At 38.8% G+C, this 16686-nt stretch carries 18 protein-coding genes; 15 read left to right on the forward strand and 3 right to left on the reverse strand.

What is annotated here, in order from left to right:
- Nucleotide 1 precedes the first annotated feature (1 nt).
- From HPT25_RS16985 to glnA, 3 genes are all read left to right on the forward strand, one after another.
- A complete protein-coding gene (locus HPT25_RS16985; RefSeq protein ID WP_173066676.1) occupies nt 2-1273 on the forward strand; it encodes a methionine gamma-lyase family protein in 1272 nt (423 codons plus the stop codon).
- Nucleotides 1274-1450: 177 nt separating this feature from the next.
- Nucleotides 1451-1852 (forward strand): MerR family transcriptional regulator, encoded by a 402-nt coding sequence (locus tag HPT25_RS16990; protein ID WP_312857300.1) that lies wholly within the window; start codon nt 1451-1453, stop codon nt 1850-1852.
- A gap of 30 nt (nt 1853-1882) precedes the next feature.
- Nucleotides 1883-3217 (forward strand): type I glutamate--ammonia ligase, encoded by a 1335-nt coding sequence (gene glnA / locus HPT25_RS16995; protein ID WP_173066679.1) that lies wholly within the window; start codon nt 1883-1885, stop codon nt 3215-3217.
- A 179-nt stretch (nt 3218-3396) separates the two neighbouring features.
- On the opposite strand, the gene lexA is transcribed toward glnA, so the two are convergent.
- Nucleotides 3397-4020 (reverse strand): transcriptional repressor LexA, encoded by a 624-nt coding sequence (gene lexA, locus HPT25_RS17000; RefSeq protein WP_173066682.1) that lies wholly within the window; start codon nt 4018-4020, stop codon nt 3397-3399.
- Nucleotides 4021-4178: 158 nt separating this feature from the next.
- On the opposite strand from lexA, the gene yneA reads away from it, so the two are divergent.
- The 9 genes from yneA (at nt 4179) to HPT25_RS17045 (ending at nt 13587) form a co-directional block, all read left to right on the forward strand.
- Nucleotides 4179-4502: a cell division suppressor protein YneA gene (gene yneA / locus HPT25_RS17005; RefSeq protein ID WP_173066686.1), complete on the forward strand. Its 324-nt coding sequence runs from the start codon at nt 4179-4181 to the stop codon at nt 4500-4502.
- A 12-nt stretch (nt 4503-4514) separates the two neighbouring features.
- Nucleotides 4515-5174, forward strand: a complete 660-nt coding sequence (locus tag HPT25_RS17010; RefSeq protein WP_173066689.1) for a YneB family resolvase-like protein — start codon at nt 4515-4517, stop codon at nt 5172-5174.
- Between the two features lie 336 nt (nt 5175-5510).
- Nucleotides 5511-6386: a C39 family peptidase gene (locus tag HPT25_RS17015; protein WP_173066692.1), complete on the forward strand. Its 876-nt coding sequence runs from the start codon at nt 5511-5513 to the stop codon at nt 6384-6386.
- A 143-nt stretch (nt 6387-6529) separates the two neighbouring features.
- Nucleotides 6530-6760, forward strand: coding sequence for a DUF896 domain-containing protein (locus tag HPT25_RS17020; protein WP_173066695.1), 231 nt, complete (start codon nt 6530-6532; stop codon nt 6758-6760).
- Between the two features lie 184 nt (nt 6761-6944).
- Complete coding sequence (gene tkt / locus HPT25_RS17025) at nt 6945-8951, forward strand: transketolase (protein WP_173066699.1); 2007 nt, start codon at nt 6945-6947, stop codon at nt 8949-8951.
- Nucleotides 8952-9160: 209 nt separating this feature from the next.
- Nucleotides 9161-9601, forward strand: a complete 441-nt coding sequence (gene sirA, locus HPT25_RS17030) for a sporulation inhibitor of replication protein SirA (protein ID WP_173066702.1) — start codon at nt 9161-9163, stop codon at nt 9599-9601.
- 76 nt (nt 9602-9677) lie between these two features.
- The gene (locus HPT25_RS17035) at nt 9678-9890 is read left to right on the forward strand and encodes a YneF family protein (RefSeq protein ID WP_173066705.1); all 213 of its coding nucleotides are present in this window, start codon (nt 9678-9680) and stop codon (nt 9888-9890) included.
- A 150-nt stretch (nt 9891-10040) separates the two neighbouring features.
- Nucleotides 10041-11792, forward strand: coding sequence for an ABC transporter transmembrane domain-containing protein (locus tag HPT25_RS17040; RefSeq protein WP_173066708.1), 1752 nt, complete (start codon nt 10041-10043; stop codon nt 11790-11792).
- Nucleotide 11793: 1 nt separating this feature from the next.
- Nucleotides 11794-13587 carry an ABC transporter ATP-binding protein gene (locus HPT25_RS17045; protein ID WP_173066711.1) on the forward strand — a complete coding sequence of 598 codons (1794 nt, stop codon included), beginning with the start codon at nt 11794-11796 and terminating at the stop codon, nt 13585-13587.
- Nucleotides 13588-13623: 36 nt separating this feature from the next.
- Here HPT25_RS17045 and HPT25_RS17050 read toward each other — a convergent pair whose 3' ends face one another.
- Nucleotides 13624-13800 carry an aspartyl-phosphate phosphatase Spo0E family protein gene (locus tag HPT25_RS17050; protein WP_173066714.1) on the reverse strand — a complete coding sequence of 59 codons (177 nt, stop codon included), beginning with the start codon at nt 13798-13800 and terminating at the stop codon, nt 13624-13626.
- Nucleotides 13801-14064: 264 nt separating this feature from the next.
- Here HPT25_RS17050 and HPT25_RS17055 point away from each other — a divergent pair, with 264 nt between their 5' ends.
- From HPT25_RS17055 to HPT25_RS17065, 3 genes are all read left to right on the forward strand, one after another.
- A complete protein-coding gene (locus tag HPT25_RS17055) occupies nt 14065-14772 on the forward strand; it encodes a cytochrome c biogenesis CcdA family protein (RefSeq protein WP_173071215.1) in 708 nt (235 codons plus the stop codon).
- Nucleotides 14773-14950: 178 nt separating this feature from the next.
- Nucleotides 14951-15421, forward strand: a complete 471-nt coding sequence (locus tag HPT25_RS17060; protein ID WP_173066717.1) for a CcdC family protein — start codon at nt 14951-14953, stop codon at nt 15419-15421.
- A gap of 141 nt (nt 15422-15562) precedes the next feature.
- Complete coding sequence (locus HPT25_RS17065) at nt 15563-16171, forward strand: flavin reductase family protein (protein WP_173066720.1); 609 nt, start codon at nt 15563-15565, stop codon at nt 16169-16171.
- An 85-nt stretch (nt 16172-16256) separates the two neighbouring features.
- Here the strand turns inward: HPT25_RS17065 and HPT25_RS17070 are convergent, their stop codons facing one another.
- Nucleotides 16257-16682: a DUF2621 domain-containing protein gene (locus tag HPT25_RS17070; RefSeq protein ID WP_173066723.1), complete on the reverse strand. Its 426-nt coding sequence runs from the start codon at nt 16680-16682 to the stop codon at nt 16257-16259.
- Nucleotides 16683-16686: the final 4 nt, after the last annotated feature.

Genomic DNA, 16686 nt, shown 5'->3' on the forward strand with positions numbered 1-16686 from the left:
AATGTTTCAACAGTTAACAAATGGGGGCAAGCTTCGGCCGCTTGTTCAAGAAGTCGAGAAGCAAATTGCTGACGTACATAAACAAATCGACGAGAGGATTGAATCCAATCAATTTCGTGTTTTAAGCAGTTATCAAAAACACAAAGTCAGTGATTCGCATTTCATTCCTTCAACCGGCTATGGTTATGACGATATCGGCAGAGATACGCTGGAATTAGTTTATGCCGATGTGTTTGGCGGGGAAGCAGGGCTTGTCAGACCGCAAATTATATCTGGGACACATGCGATCTCGATTGCATTATTCGGCGTATTGCGCCCGGGTGATGAACTGCTATATATGACTGGAAAACCTTATGACACGCTGGAGGAGATTGTCGGTATTCGCGGGACAGGCGTAGGCTCGCTAAAGGAATTCGGCATTTCTTACAATAGTGTCTCGTTAACAGAAGAAGGCAGGATTGACTGGGATGCAGTTGCTGAGCAAATTAAACCGAATACGAAAATGATTGGGATTCAGCGTTCGAAAGGCTATGCGACAAGACCGTCCTTTACCATTGCCGAAATCGGTGAAATGATTAAATTTGTGAAGGAAATTAAACCGGATGTCGTCGTATTTGTTGATAACTGTTATGGTGAGTTTGTTGAAGAAATGGAGCCATGCCATGTAGGTGCGGATCTAATGGCGGGTTCCCTTATAAAAAATCCTGGCGGCGGCATAGCTAAAACAGGAGGATATATTGTAGGGAAAAAACATTGGGTAGAGGCCTGCTCCTATCGGATGACCTCCCCGGGAATCGGTGCGGAAGCCGGCGCATCACTTTACAGCCTGCAGGAAATGTATCAAGGATTCTTTCTTGCGCCGCATGTGGTGGGCCAGGCATTGAAAGGGGCAGTATTCACAGCTGCAATGCTTGAAAAATTAGGAATGAATTCTTCGCCAAAATGGGACGCCAAACGGACGGATTTAATCCAATCTGTTCAATTTGATGATCGAGATAAAATGGTGGCCTTTTGCCAAGCCATTCAATTTGCATCACCTATCAATTCGTATGTAACGCCATATCCGAACTACATGCCAGGATATGAAAATGATGTCATCATGGCTGCCGGAACATTTATTCAAGGGGCGAGCATAGAATTAACAGCTGACGGTCCGATTCGGCCTCCATATGTAGCTTATGTCCAGGGCGGTCTAACCTATGCCCATGTGAAAATTGCCGTTTGTCTGGCAGTCGACCGTTTGATCGATAAAGGGCTAATAAATATTAATTAGGAAAAACTAGAACGGGGAAAACGAGGATAGCAGGACAAGTGATTAAACACTTCATTTTTTAGTTTATGACTAAATATTCATTGAAAAACAATGTTAGACTATCTTACCTATAATTGACATCTTTTCTTACAAAAAATATAATGAAATTATGATTTACAAGTGAGGAGGAGAAATTTGGTGAATGGAAAAGAAATCAGACGTTCCATGCCGCTGTTTCCCATCGGAACTGTCATGCAGCTAACAGAATTAAGTGCTAGACAAATCCGCTATTATGAAGAACACCAATTAATTTCTCCGGCTAGAACCGAGGGAAACAGGCGTTTGTTCAGCTTAAATGATATTGATAGGCTTCTAGAAATAAAGGATTTAATTGATCAAGGAGTCAATATGGCTGGGATCAAGCAACTATTCCTGGTCAAAGATCAGCAATCCATTCTGCAAGAAGTACAAACGGATAAAGTGAAACGCGAATTAACAGATGAACAGCTTAGAACCATGCTTAGAAATGAATTGATGCATTCGGGTAGAATGAATCGATCCTCATTGCGGCAAGGTGATCTTTCGCGCTTTTTTCACTAAATAAATTAAAAAAAGCTGGAGGTTTTTAACATGGCTAAGTACACAAGACAAGACATTCAACGCATGGCTCAAGAAGAAAACGTTAAATTTATCCGCTTGCAATTCACAGACATTCTTGGAACAATCAAAAATGTGGAAATTCCAATCAGCCAATTGGAAAAGGCACTGGATAACAAAATGATGTTTGATGGATCTTCTATCGAGGGCTTCGTTCGGATTGAAGAGTCTGACATGTATTTATATCCAGATTTAAACACATGGGTTGTGTTCCCTTGGACAGCTGAAAAAGGTAAAGTAGCCCGTTTAATTTGTGATATCTATAATCCTGATGGAACTCCATTCGATGGTGACCCGCGCAATAATCTTAGACGTGTATTAGCTGAAATGAAAGCTTTAGGTTTTACTGATTTTAATCTTGGACCTGAGCCTGAATTTTTCTTATTTAAATTAGACCAAAAAGGCGAACCGACTTTAGAATTAAATGACCAAGGCGGATACTTTGACTTAGCACCAACAGATTTAGGTGAGAACTGCCGCCGTGACATCGTACTTGAGCTTGAAGAAATGGGCTTCGAGATTGAAGCTTCTCACCATGAGGTAGCTCCTGGACAACATGAAATCGATTTCAAATATGCAGATGCATTAACTGCATGTGACCAGATTCAAACCTTTAAACTTGTTGTAAAAACGATTGCCCGCAAACACGGTTTGCATGCAACGTTCATGCCTAAACCTTTATTTGGTGTCAATGGTTCCGGAATGCACTGTAACCTTTCTTTATTTAAGGATGGCCAAAATGCTTTCTTTGATCCAACTGCAGATTTGCAGCTCAGCGACACAGCCCGCCAGTTCATTGCGGGTGTATTAAAGCATGCACCAAGCTTTACAGCTGTAACAAACCCAACTGTTAACTCATACAAGCGTCTTGTTCCAGGTTATGAGGCACCTTGTTATGTAGCATGGTCAGCGAGAAACCGTTCACCATTAATCCGTATTCCGGCTTCTCGCGGTTTAAGTACTCGGATTGAGGTACGAAGTGTTGATCCAGCTGCAAATCCATATCTTGCGATGGCAGTACTTTTAAAAGCTGGTCTAGATGGAGTGAGAAACCAAATGACTCCTCCAGCACCAGTTGACCGTAACATTTATGTCATGAGCAAAGAGGAAAGAATCGAGGAAGGCATTATCGATCTTCCTGCTACTCTAGCACAAGCATTAGATCAACTTAAATCTGACGAAGTGATCGTTGCTGGTCTTGGTGAACATATTTTCGAACATTTCATCGAAGCAAAAGAGATCGAATGGGATATGTTCCGCACCGTCGTTCATCAATGGGAACGCGATCAATATTTAAGTATGTATTAAAAAAATGCTCTGGCACGCTAAGTGCCAGGGCATTTTTTTTATGGGGAAATCGTTTCAGCAGTGTTTATTTATAATGATGTGTCTATAAGGCATTAATCCAAAAGAAAAAGCAGATCATTTAACCGGCTCTCAAATCTATTTATTCAAAAATATATTCTAGTTAAAGAGACAAAGCCAAATTAGTGAATCTGGCGATAAACCCCGATCACTTTACCTAAAATGGAAACGTTTCTTAAAATAATAGGCTCCATCGTGGAATTTTCAGGCTGAAGACGGATATAATCTTTTTCTTTGAAAAATCTTTTACATGTAGCTTCATCTTCTTCGGTCATTGCAATAATAATATCGCCGTTATTTGCTGTTTGTTGTTGTTTAACAATTACGTAGTCTCCGTCTAAAATACCCGCTTCAATCATACTTTCTCCCATAATTTCCAACATGAACACTTGATCATCATCTGGAACAAGCCTCTCTGGGAGCGGGAAAAATTCCTCAACGTTCTCAATTGCAGTGATGGGCATTCCGGCAGTTACTTTCCCCACAACAGGAACATTTACAACTCTGCTTTTTGGAATATTAGCAGATTCATCTACTTCTAATATTTCGATTGCTCTAGGCTTTGTAGGGTCCCGTCTAATGAGCCCTTTACTTTCCAATCTTGCTAGATGTCCGTGTACCGTAGAGCTTGATGCTAGACCGACTGCTTCTCCAATCTCACGGACAGATGGGGGATATCCTTTACTCTTCACTTCTTCTTTTATAAATTCCAATATATCCTGTTGGCGCTTAGAGATTTTTACCATGATAAATTGCACCTCTTCTAGTAAATGTTGTCTTAATTATATCATGTTCGCATATTTTATACAAACATAAGTTCGAATTGTTGTTGACATCAAACGAACGTTCGTATTATAATCGAATCAATTAAACCGAACGTACATTCTATTAAGAGGTGTTATTTATGAAAAAGTTATGGAATCAATACTCTTATGCCATTATTCTAGTATTATTAAGCTGTTCTTTTGCCATCATTTTAGCAGTACAAAACTCTGCAAATGCTCAAGATAAATATGTAAAGGTAACTGTGTCCCAAGGTGATTCTTTATGGAAAATAGCTCAACAATATTCAGATCAGCTTTCCATATCCAATGCAGAATTTGTTAGTTGGGTAAAAGAACATAATAGCAATATTGATGATCAAATCTATCCTGGTGATGTGATCACCATTCCTGTCAGCAAAGATAATTCGGAAACTCCGCTATTAGCTAGTGGAGTTGGAAACTAAAGAGGTACCATTATGAAAGCCATTATCTATTGTCGTGTAAGCACTAATAAAGAAACTCAAGAAACATCGTTAAAACGGCAGGAGGAAGAGCTTTTACAGCTTGCCAGTCAATATCAATTTGAAGTTGACATGACGATAAAAGAACAGGCCAGCGGCTATGATTTGGACAGAGAAGGTATACTAAGTCTTCTGGCGCATATAAAGGAAGAAGAAATTCAAGCAGTGTTAATACAGGACGAGACTCGGATTGGAAGAGGAAATGCCAAAATTGCTATTCTTCATTGTATTTTAAAAGAAGGAATTAAGCTTTATAGTATTTCACATAATGGTGAATTGCAGCTATCCGAATCTGATTCCATGGTGTTAAAAATTGTCGGCATGGTGGAGGAATATCAGCGGAAGTTGCATAATGCTAAAATTAAGCGCGGGATGATCCGAGCGGTAGAAAATGGTTATAAACCGGAGAAGAATTTGAAGAATCTTGGCAAACACTCGGGAAGAGATAAAATTGAAATTCCTGTTGCTGAGATTGTCAGACTTAGAAATAATGGTTTAACATTTGCTGAAATCGCTGCAACGTTTAGAGGGTTTGGCCATAACATATCAAAAGCAACGGTACATAGAAGATATAAAGAATATATCGATGAATTGGAAGATCCAATAAAAAAGTAGTGTCTTTAGGTGTTTTTTAGAAACTTAGAAATTTTTTCAATTAGTATGAAAAAGTAATGTAACAATAGAGTTTGACCTTAGAATATCTCGTTTTAACTATTTTATAGATCCCATGATGTTGATCATCATCGGATCTTTTTTTATCCCAAAAACATTCCCGCCCCTGGTTCATTAGAAGGACAAGAAGGTTTTCTTGGAGTAAGAAACTTTTTGTCATAAAAAGACGCCAAAAAAGGATTCTAAAATAGAAAGGAGTTACAGGAAAAATTAATTATTTAGGTTTGAACTTCATTTGGACATGGATGGAATAAAGAACAGAAAGGGGGAAAATGTAATATGGCTGGAAAAATTAAAATAATGATCAAAGGCATGATTTTAATCGTCATCTTATTTGCCGAGTATATCGGTTATAAAATAGAATTCTTTTCTATCTTTCGGCCCAGTATAGTGAATGCCGCATCCATAAAGCAGTATACCACTGATTCTTTACCAGTTCGTATCGGGTCATCCGCAAAATTTAAAACTCAACGGACTATAACAAAAGGAACAAACTTTACCATAGCCATAAGAGACTCAAATGACTGGGTTCAAACCTTAATTAATGGCAAGAAGAGATTTTCAAATAGGAAAAACATTAACACAATGAATGTCCCTTTCACTTCTTATCACTTAAATGTTCCCATCTTTTTGCAAAAACCCGAGTTACCAGGAGGATGTGAGGTAACCTGTTTAGCAATGGCGCTTCAGTACAAAGGGGTTAATGTAGATAAGTTAACACTTGCCAGAAGGATGCCATATACGAAAACACTTGATCCGAACAGAGGATATGTGGGAAGTCCGTATAACGATAGCGGCTACACCATCAATCCAGTAAAATTACAGTTATTAGCAAGGGTTTATCGATCTCAAAGCTCTGACATGACTGGTGCCAGTATAAAAACGATAGAAAATGAGGTGAGAAGAGGAAATCCAGTCCTTGCTTGGTACACCATTGGCTATGGTGATGTGAGAGATATGAACCATTTTAAATACCGAAATGGTCATCAATATTGGTGGCCGCAGCCACTGCATTGTATTGTCGTATCTGGGGTAAGCAAGTACCATTTCTATATTAACGATCCATACAATGGGAACAAAAATTACCCAATTGAAAAAACAAAGTTTGCTAGAGTTTATACCGAAATGGGAAGAAGGGCTTTAGTAATAAGGTGAAGATTAAATATAACATGGTATTGGGGACTCTCCATTATATGAAGTTTAGGTACTGTTATATTTGCTTATTGCTTGTCAAAATAGCTTTTTTTTAGTAAAATTCAATTTTATGTTAACAGTCCATTATGAAAGTTGGTGCACAAATGCTATCTAAAGAGAAAATGGCAAGAATTAATGAGCTCGCTCGCAAGGCGAAATCTGCAGGATTAACAGAATTAGAAGCGAAAGAACAATCTAAACTAAGAAGTGAGTATTTGTCAGCTTTCCGTTCAAATATGTTAGATACACTTACCAATACTACTTTTATTGACCCCCTCGGGAACGATGTAACACCTGATAAGTTAAAAGTAAGAAAGAAAAATAAGCTGCATTAATGCAGATCATTGGAATACAAAGAAAATGTATTCCTTTTTCTACATATACCGACTTACTAAGAGACAAAATAGGTTTAGGAAGTTTTTCACATAAATATAAATTCAATTTGTTGAATTAAATAACGTTGCCATATAATATTAATGGTGTGCTTATTATCCTAGTGATAAAGAAAGGATGTATTTAATGACTAATAATATTGATCAGTTATCCGTTACAACGATTCGTACACTGGCTATTGATGCAGTTGAAAAGGCAAATTCTGGACATCCAGGAATGCCAATGGGTGCTGCCCCAATGACTTATGCTTTATGGACAAAATTTATGAACCATAATCCTAAGAACCCTCATTGGTTTAACCGTGATCGTTTTGTCTTATCAGCAGGACACGGTTCTGCATTACTTTACAGTATGCTGCATTTATCCGGTTATAATTTAAGCATTGAAGATTTAAAGCAATTCCGTCAATGGGGGAGTAAAACTCCTGGCCACCCTGAGTATGGTCATACTGAAGGTGTAGAGGCTACAACAGGCCCGCTTGGTCAAGGGATTGCAATGGCTGTTGGTATGGCAATGGCAGAGCGTCATTTAGCAGGTGTTTATAATAAAGATAAATTTGAAATTGTGAATCATTTTACATACAGCATTTGTGGTGACGGCGATTTGATGGAAGGTGTTTCTGCTGAAGCAGCATCATTGGCAGGACATTTAAAATTAGGACGCCTAGTGGTTTTATATGATTCAAACGATATCTCTCTAGATGGCGATTTAAATAAGTCATTCTCTGAAAGTGTAAAAGACCGCTTCTTATCATATGGCTGGCAATACCTTCGTGTTGAGAATGGCAACAATCTAGAGGAAATCTCAAAAGCATTAGAAGAAGCGCGAACTGACTTAGAACATCCGACATTAATCGAAGTAAGAACAGTTATTGGTTACGGTTCTCCTAACCGTGCCGGTACATCTGGTGTTCATGGATCACCGCTTGGTGCTAGTGAATTGAAGTTAACGAAAGAAGCATATCAATGGACATTTGAAGAAGATTTCTATGTTCCTAAAGAAGTGTATGAAAACTTCCATAAACTCATTGTAGAAACTGGCGAGAAAAAGGAAAAAGAATGGAATGAACTTTTCGCACAATATAAGAACCAATACGCTGAATTAGCTAGCCAGCTTGAAACAGCGTTAAGCCATAAATTGCCTGAAGGCTGGGATAAAGATATTCCGGTATACAGCGAAGGCAAAGGCACTGCAACTCGCTCATCTTCTGGTGAAGTGATTAATGGGATTGCGAAAAATCTGCCATTCTTTGTTGGCGGTTCTGCTGACCTTGCAGGTTCAAACAAAACCATGATTAAAGGCTCAAACGATTACATGCCTGATTCATATGAAGGACGTAATTTCTGGTTCGGTGTTCGTGAATTTGCAATGGGTGCAGCAATGAACGGTATGGCACTCCACGGGGGAATTAAGGTTTTCGGCGGAACATTCTTTGTATTCTCTGATTACCTTCGTCCAGCTATTCGCTTGGCTGCATTAATGGGATTACCAGTCACCTATGTATTTACACATGATAGTATCGCAGTAGGTGAAGATGGACCAACTCACGAGCCAGTTGAACAATTGGCTGCGTTAAGAGCAATGCCAAACCTTTCAATCATTCGTCCAGCGGACAGCAATGAAACAGCAGCAGCTTGGAAGCTTTCAGTAGAATCTACAAACAAACCAACTGCATTGGTATTGACTCGTCAGGACCTTCCAACCTTAAAAGGTACGGATCAAAACGCATATGAAGGTGTTTCAAAAGGCGCATATGTAGTGTCACCAGCTGAAAATGGCAGTCCTGAAGCTCTATTGCTAGCTTCTGGTTCAGAAGTAAGCCTAGCAGTCGAAGCTCAAAAAGTACTAGCTGGAGAAGGAATCCAAGTATCTGTCGTCAGCATGCCATCTTGGGATCGTTTCGAAGCGCAATCTAAAGAATATAAAGATACGGTTCTTCCGAAAAATGTGAAGAAACGTCTTGGAATTGAAATGGGAGCTTCTCTTGGCTGGCATAAATATGTTGGAGATGAAGGAGAAGTAATCGCCATTGATAAATTTGGTGCTTCTGCTCCTGGTGAAAAAATCATGGAAGAGTACGGATTTTCAGTACAAAATGTAGTAGCAAAAGTAAAAGCTCTTTTACAAAAATAATGTTGAAGGAGAATGGGTGATCCCATTCTCTTTTTGAATTTTATTTGAATATAAGTAAATACGGAAAAATCCCTACTTCTGAATTTAAACATAGGATATAGGTACCGGTTTAATCGACAAAATAAGTGAAAGTTTTTGCCGCGGTAAGACAAATGTTTTCTTCCTGATTTTTTATAATAGTAAAAAGAGTCAGCGAAGGAGAGGTCTGTGTGAGGAGATATCAACTATATTTAATAGAAGATGAATTTGCCGCCCATTTCTTCGGACGAGAACGTTTGTTTTATAAGCTGTTCCGAGAACATGAACATGCTTATGGTGAACTTAAATTTATTACGGATAAACAAATTGCCTATATAACAAAACAAATAGAAGTCCTGAAAATGCACAAGCTTATTCAAAAACAGCTTGGAAAAATGAAGGGCTTTAAGGCCGATCGTGGTGCATATTTGCTTAAATTAAGTGGAAAACTAAGTACGGCTAAATTAGAAATTTTTCAAGAATTTATAATAGTGGAGTCAGAAGGAAGTTATGAAGCTGAGACGGTATTTTTTGAAGTGCTGCGAAAAAGCGAAGCATCCTTCTTGGCAATGGATCTAGAACATCAACGTTACGGATGGTTGAAGCCAATAAAAGAAAGAAAATATGTCTAAATGAAACGAAATATTGTCTAAATCTGTTTTATTTAGTAAACTGTAGTATGGTAGACAACATGAAGGAGGAAATGGGATGTTATACGTTCTAGTCGGTATACTAGCGTTAGCAGCTGGTGTAGCACTAGGATTTTTCATTGCTCGAAAATATATGATGAGCTATTTAAAGAAAAATCCGCCAATTAATGAGCAAATGTTAAAAATGATGATGATGCAAATGGGTATGAAGCCATCCCAGAAGAAAATCAATCAAATGCTGAATGCGATGAACAAGCAAACAGGCAAATAAGACAGACAAAGCACTCATATATAGAATGGGTGCTTTTTTGCATTATCATCTATTTTCTTAATCTTTATTAATTTGGAAATATTTGATAAAATAAAATTTCGAATGACTAAATAGATAATTCCTATTGTTAAAGCGATTGGGGGCGATTGGTTGAAAGTATTTTGGGATTTATCATGGTTTTTTAAACAGGAGAAAAAAGCCTATCTTTCGGGAATCTTCTTTTTATTAGTGGTTGCATTTCTTCAGCTTGTACCGCCGAAAATCATTGGCATTGTGGCAGATGAAATACATGATGGTACCCTGACTAAAGGCTTACTTGTAAAATGGTTACTTATACTGATTGCTGCGGCGCTTGTCACTTATATTTTGAGATATTTCTGGCGAATCATGATCTTTGGTTCATCCGTAAAACTTAGCAGGATTTTACGAGACCGGCTTTACCATCATTTTACGAATATGTCACCATCCTTTTATCATAAAAGCCGCATCGGGGATTTAATGGCGCATGCGACGAACGACTTATCAGCCATCCAGCAAACGGCAGGCCTAGGTGTATTGACACTGGTAGACTCATTATCTACAGGCGGATTCGTTATCATCGCGATGGCATTTACGATCAGCTGGAAATTAACGCTCATATGTCTGCTGCCAATGCCGTTAATGGCATTATTGACGAGCTGGTTTGGCACGATGCTTCACAAAAGTTTCTACAAAGCTCAGGAAGCGTTTTCGTCTTTAAACGATAAAACTCAGGAAAGTATTACTGGTATAAAGGTCATTAAAACGTTTGGTCAGGAGCAGGAAGATATCGAGGATTTCCGAAAACAATCTGAAGACGTAGTGCAAAAAAATATCGTTGTCGCCAAAATTGATTCCCTTTATGATCCGACCATCTCCATTATCGTTGGAATCTCGTTTTTCCTATCGATTGTTTTTGGGGCTAAATATGTGCTGAATAACGAGCTGACAATTGGTCAATTAATTTCGTTTAATACCTATCTAGGATTATTGATTTGGCCGATGCTAGCTTTTGGCTGGTTGTTTAATATTGTGGAGCGCGGCCGGGCTTCTAATGATCGTGTTTCGGCACTTTTAAGTGAAAAAGTAGATATTACAGACCGTGATGCAGTGTTAAATACGTCCCCGATGGGTGAAATAGAATACAAAATCTCTGAATTTATCTATCCCGGAGAATCACATTCAGTCCTAAAGGAGATATATTTTTCCTTGAAGAGGGGGGAAACACTTGGGATTGTAGGGAAAACCGGATCAGGAAAAACAACGTTGCTCAAACTGCTTATTCGCGAGTTTGAAGGCTATCAGGGTGAGATCCTCTTTGGTGGCTGGAAATTGCAGGATTATAAGCTGGAAAAATTACGTTCCACGATCGGCTATGTGCCGCAGGACCACTTTTTATTTTCGGCAACTGTGGCTGAAAACATTGCTTTTGTGAATCCTGAAACTTCAATGTCAATGATCGAAAATGCCGCAAAATTAGCAAATATTCATGACGATATTGAACAATTTACGAATGGTTATCAAACAGTAGTGGGGGAGCGCGGGGTTTCGTTATCGGGCGGCCAGAAACAAAGAATTTCAATTGCCAGGGCACTGCTTATGAATCCGGAAGTCTTAATTCTGGATGATTCTCTGTCTGCTGTTGATGCTAAAACAGAGGAAGCCATCCTTTCCTCGTTAAGGCAAAACCGGGAAGGAAAAACGACAATCATCACGTCCCATCGTTTAAGTGCGATACAACATGCCGATCTAATTCTTGTTTTGGACCAAGGAAGAATCATAGAAAGCGGTGTTCATGAGGAATTGATGAATGCTGATGGCTGGTACAAGGAGATGTACGAACGCCAACAGCTGGAAGAACTAGTAGAGCACGGAGGGCATTAACATGGAAGAGAAAATGGACCTGACCGGACAGGAACAAAGAAAAATTTTGTTTCGTCTGCTTTCTTATACGAGGCCACATAAAAAAATCATCATTCTTGCTTTTGTCTTACTATTGTTAACCACTTTAGGGGATATTGTATTGCCGATCTTAGTTAAAATCTTCCTCGATGATTATTTGACACCGCGGAAGCTGTTGTTCACTCCGTTAGTTATATTAGGTTCTGCGTATATGGGGATTCAAATCATAAAAGCGATCTTGTTATTTTTCCAATTAGTGAAATTTCAGGAGACAGCTTTATATATTATCCAGCAGCTTCGGATTGATTTATTTTCAAAAGTTCAGTCGCTAGGATTAAAGTATTTCGATAAAACGCCGGCAGGAAGCATTGTGTCACGGGTGACGAATGATACTGAAGCAATTAAGGATATGTTCGTAACGGTTCTTTCGACATTTATTCAAAGCGGGTTTTTACTCGTTGGGATTTTTATTGCGATGTTTATCTTGAATGTAAAATTAGCGCTGTTTTGTGTCGTGATTCTTCCTATTTTACTATATGTCATGTGGCTCTATCGAAAATTAAGCTCCCGCTTTTACCTGGATATGCGGGAAAGATTAAGCCAGTTAAATGCCAAACTCGCAGAATCACTTCAAGGGATGTTCATCATTCAAGTATTTCGACAAGAAAAAAGACTGCGCCAAGAATTTGGGGGAATTAATGATAAGCATTACTATGCAGGCATGAACAATATTAAAATTGACAGCCTGCTGTTACGGCCAGCAATAGACCTTATTTATACGCTTGCTCTCATGATTGTCCTAAGCTTTTTCGGGATTACTTCTCTGTATCACACGGTTGAAATTGGGGTCATCTATGCATTTGTGAATTACTTAGATCGCTTTTTTGAACCTGTTAATCAAATGATGCAGCGGCTTTCTTTATATCAGCAAGCCATTGTTGCTGGTTCCCGCGTTTTCAAATTGCTTGATGAAAAAGAGCTAGCTCCGGCCCAATTGGAAGAACAACATTTGAAGATTGATGAAGGTTGGATAGAATTTCAAAATTTAAGTTTTTCCTATGATGGCCAGCGGGATGTGTTAAAAAATATCTCCTTTACAGCGAAGCCAGGAGAAACGGTCGCCCTCGTTGGTCATACTGGCAGCGGTAAAAGTTCGATTATTAATCTACTAATGCGATTTTATGAGTATGAGCAGGGTGAAATTCTAGTGGATGGGAAGTCGATCCGCAACTTTTCAAAAAGTGAACTAAGAAAAAAAATGGGGCTCGTCTTACAGGATCCGTTCTTGTTTTATGGAACGATAAAAGATAATATCCGCTTGCACCACAAAGAGATGGAAGATGTGCAGGTGGAAGAAGCATCCCGATTTGTTCAGGCACATACGTTTATTGAGCAGCTTGAAGGCACGTATCAACATAAGGTTGTGGAACGCGGGGCTACTTTTTCAAGCGGTCAGCGGCAATTGATTGCCTTCGCCAGAACCATTGCAGCCAATCCGAAAATTTTGGTCTTGGACGAAGCGACCGCTAATATTGATACGGAAACAGAAGAAGCCATTCAAACTGCTCTCGCGAAAATGCGTCAGGGAAGAACAACAATCGCCATTGCCCACCGATTATCTACTATTCAGGATTCTGATTTAATTCTCGTCCTTCACCAGGGTGAGATTGTTGAACGTGGTACGCATCAGGAACTCTTGTCATTGGGAGGGCTTTATCATAAAATGTTTTTATTGCAGAATGGGGTATTTGGCCGGTTGGAGGATTCCCGAAATTAATCAAAAAGCCTGGCAATTGCCAGGCTTTTAAACACATTAATAAGAGGAAGTAGAGACCTTTTGTAAATAGGTTCGATTATATTCATTTAATAATTGGTCAAGCTCTTGACTATAGCGAATTGCAACGGAAGAGGTAAAGCCACTGGAAATCGCGACTTGTATTAATTCAGCTCGTTTTTTTTCAATTAATGTCATTAATTCTTTTTTGAGCACGGCCGATTTCCTTTCCGGAGAAACTCCAATACTTTCGTTTAAATAAGAGTATTATTACTCTATTAAAATGCACTGTTTCACTAGTATAACCGATATTGTAAATTATTTCAAAGGCATTTGTAAATGATTATCCAAGAAGTTTTATTCCTTATTTGGAAAAACTTGAAAACCTTATGGCGACACAAAATATTCATGATAATGATTATCCTTCTAGGGGAAATTTTGTTAGAATGGAAAGGTATCGACTACGGTGGGAGTGTTAATATGCACGATATTAATTTATTTTTAGCATTGGGTGCAGGATTTATGAGTTTTATTTCACCATGCTGCTTGCCGCTCTATCCTGCTTTTTTATCGTATATTACCGGGATGTCTGTCGGTGAATTGCAAAGTGAAAATGCCATGCTGCAAAAGAGAAGTCTACTACATACTTTATTTTTTCTGATCGGATTTTCCGTTATTTTTATTGCGATCGGGTTTGGCACTACTTTTGTGGGCAGTTTCTTCAGAGAATACAAAGATCTGATCCGTCAGCTTGGCGGCATTTTTATTATTTTCTTTGGCTTAATGATCGTCGGTGTATTTAAACCAGAGTTCATGATGAGAGATCGCCGCATTGAATTTAAACACCGCCCATCTGGTTATATCGGCTCTATTTTAATAGGTATGGCTTTTGCTGCTGGCTGGACTCCTTGCACAGGCCCCATTCTATCGATCGTCATTTCACTTGCCGCCACGAATCCAAGCTCTGGTGTCATATACATGACTGCCTATTCACTTGGTTTTGCTATTCCATTTTTTATACTATCGTTCTTTGTCGGCCGTTTAAAATGGATCAAAAGGCACAGCGGCAAAATTATGCAAATCGGCGGCTATATTATGATTGTCATGGGAATCATGCTTTTCTTTGATTGGATGACAAAAATCATTACCATTTTCCAAAGCTTATTTGGAGGATTCTCTGGGTTTTGATTGACAGGGAGTCTTTAGGACTGTGAGAATTGGTTTATGCCTAAATGCTGGTTATAATGAGCTAGATATAGGAAATTTGGTAATAAAAAATGTGAATGTAGGTGTAAATATTTTTTTAAATCACACCATTTGATATATAATGGGGTAGGAATATTAACAGATAAGGAATGAATGCCACATGAATATGGTTGCTATTTCTTCAGTCGGCGCGGTTGCTATGGCTGTAGGAGTCATGTTTGTCCGTATAAAGGCTTCAGCCAAACCGACAAATGCTAAAAAAATTGTTTTACCGCCTATTTTTATGTCTACAGGTGCACTTATGTATATTTGGCCGGCATTCCGATTAACGCCAGCCGAAATCATTGAAGCCATCCTAGTAGGAATGTTTTTCTCGATTTTTCTAATTAAAACCTCAAAGTTTGAAATCCGCGATGAGGATATTTATTTAAAACGATCCAAATGGTTTATTGTGATTTTAGTCGGATTATTGATCATCAGGGTCATTTTGAAATCTGTCATGAGTACAGAAATGCCATACACGCAATTAGGAGGCATGTTCTACCTATTAGCCTATTTCATGATTCTGCCATGGCGTGTTGCTATGCTGCTGGACTACAAAAAGCTTTATAAACAATTGCATGGAGCATAAAGAATAGACACTGATTCAGTTTGGATCAGTGTTTTTATATGGTATGAAAGTCTATTCATCATCATAAACCATAAAACAGGCTTTGCAAAAGAGATTAAAAAGGAACAAGTAGGCAATTTTATAAAAAAAGGAGTGATTTGTTTGCTAACGATCGACCCATCCCAGCAATCAGAAAGAGACAATTATAAATTACTTATCGGAAGTATTATTCCCAGACCGATTGCTTTCGTTACTTCGATGTCAAAAGCCGGCGTATTGAATGGTGCACCCTTTAGCTATTTTAATATCGTGTCTGCCAATCCTCCACTGATTTCATTGGCTATTCAAAGGTCTGGGGGGAAGCAAAAAGATACAGCGAGAAATATTTACGAGTTAAAGGAATTTGTTGTTCATATTGTAGATGAGGATCATGTTGAAAAAGTGAACATGACTGCCGCAAACCTACCTTCGGATCAAAGTGAAATAGAATGGGCGGACTTCACTCCAGCCGAGAGTGTAAAAATAGCAGTGCCAGGTGTAAAAGAAGCAAAAATCCGAATGGAATGCAAATTGGAACATGGTATGGAATTAGGAGGTACGGACGGCCCTGCTTGTGACCTTATCATTGGTAAAGTTGTTCAGTTTCATATTTTAGATGAAATCTATGAAAACGGGAGGATCGATCCAAGGAAATTAGCAGCCGTGAGTAGATTGGCAGGAAATGATTATGCCAAAATTGGGGAGATTTTTGAAATCGAAAGGCCTAAATAAACTAGCGCTTGTTTCATAATATATGGAAAAAATTGGGTGATCCTTTGGAAGCGAAAATAAGACCGTCCACAATTTGCAGGACGGTCTAGAATAAATGATTATAGGGTGCAACATCAATTTGATTTTCATAAAGCTTTTTACGCAAAAATTTGTGGTCGCGTTTGGGAGTTGCTTGAATATAGCCACGGATCACCAGTTCTTCGGTTATTTTATTGGCTTTTTCTTTCAATGCCAGTTCGCCGATTTTTCCGGCAATTTTGTGGCGTGCAACATCACGGAACAACTCTGGCACCGGACTGACCAAATCCTCTAACAGCGCTTTTTCCTCGTCCCCCCATAAATGCCGCGATTCATTTACATAATACTCTTCCCAATCCATTACTGACTTGCCGTCTTCCTTCGGCATCTTCTTCAAAAACTTTCGGAACATAAAATATCCGCCAATGCCAAATGCTGAAATGAGAAAAACCGTCCATAACAGGATAAACCACATAAACCAACCGTTCAGCATACAC

Origin of the sequence: Neobacillus endophyticus (assembly GCF_013248975.1) — a bacterium.
Lineage (GTDB): Bacteria > Bacillota > Bacilli > Bacillales > Cytobacillaceae > Neobacillus > Neobacillus endophyticus.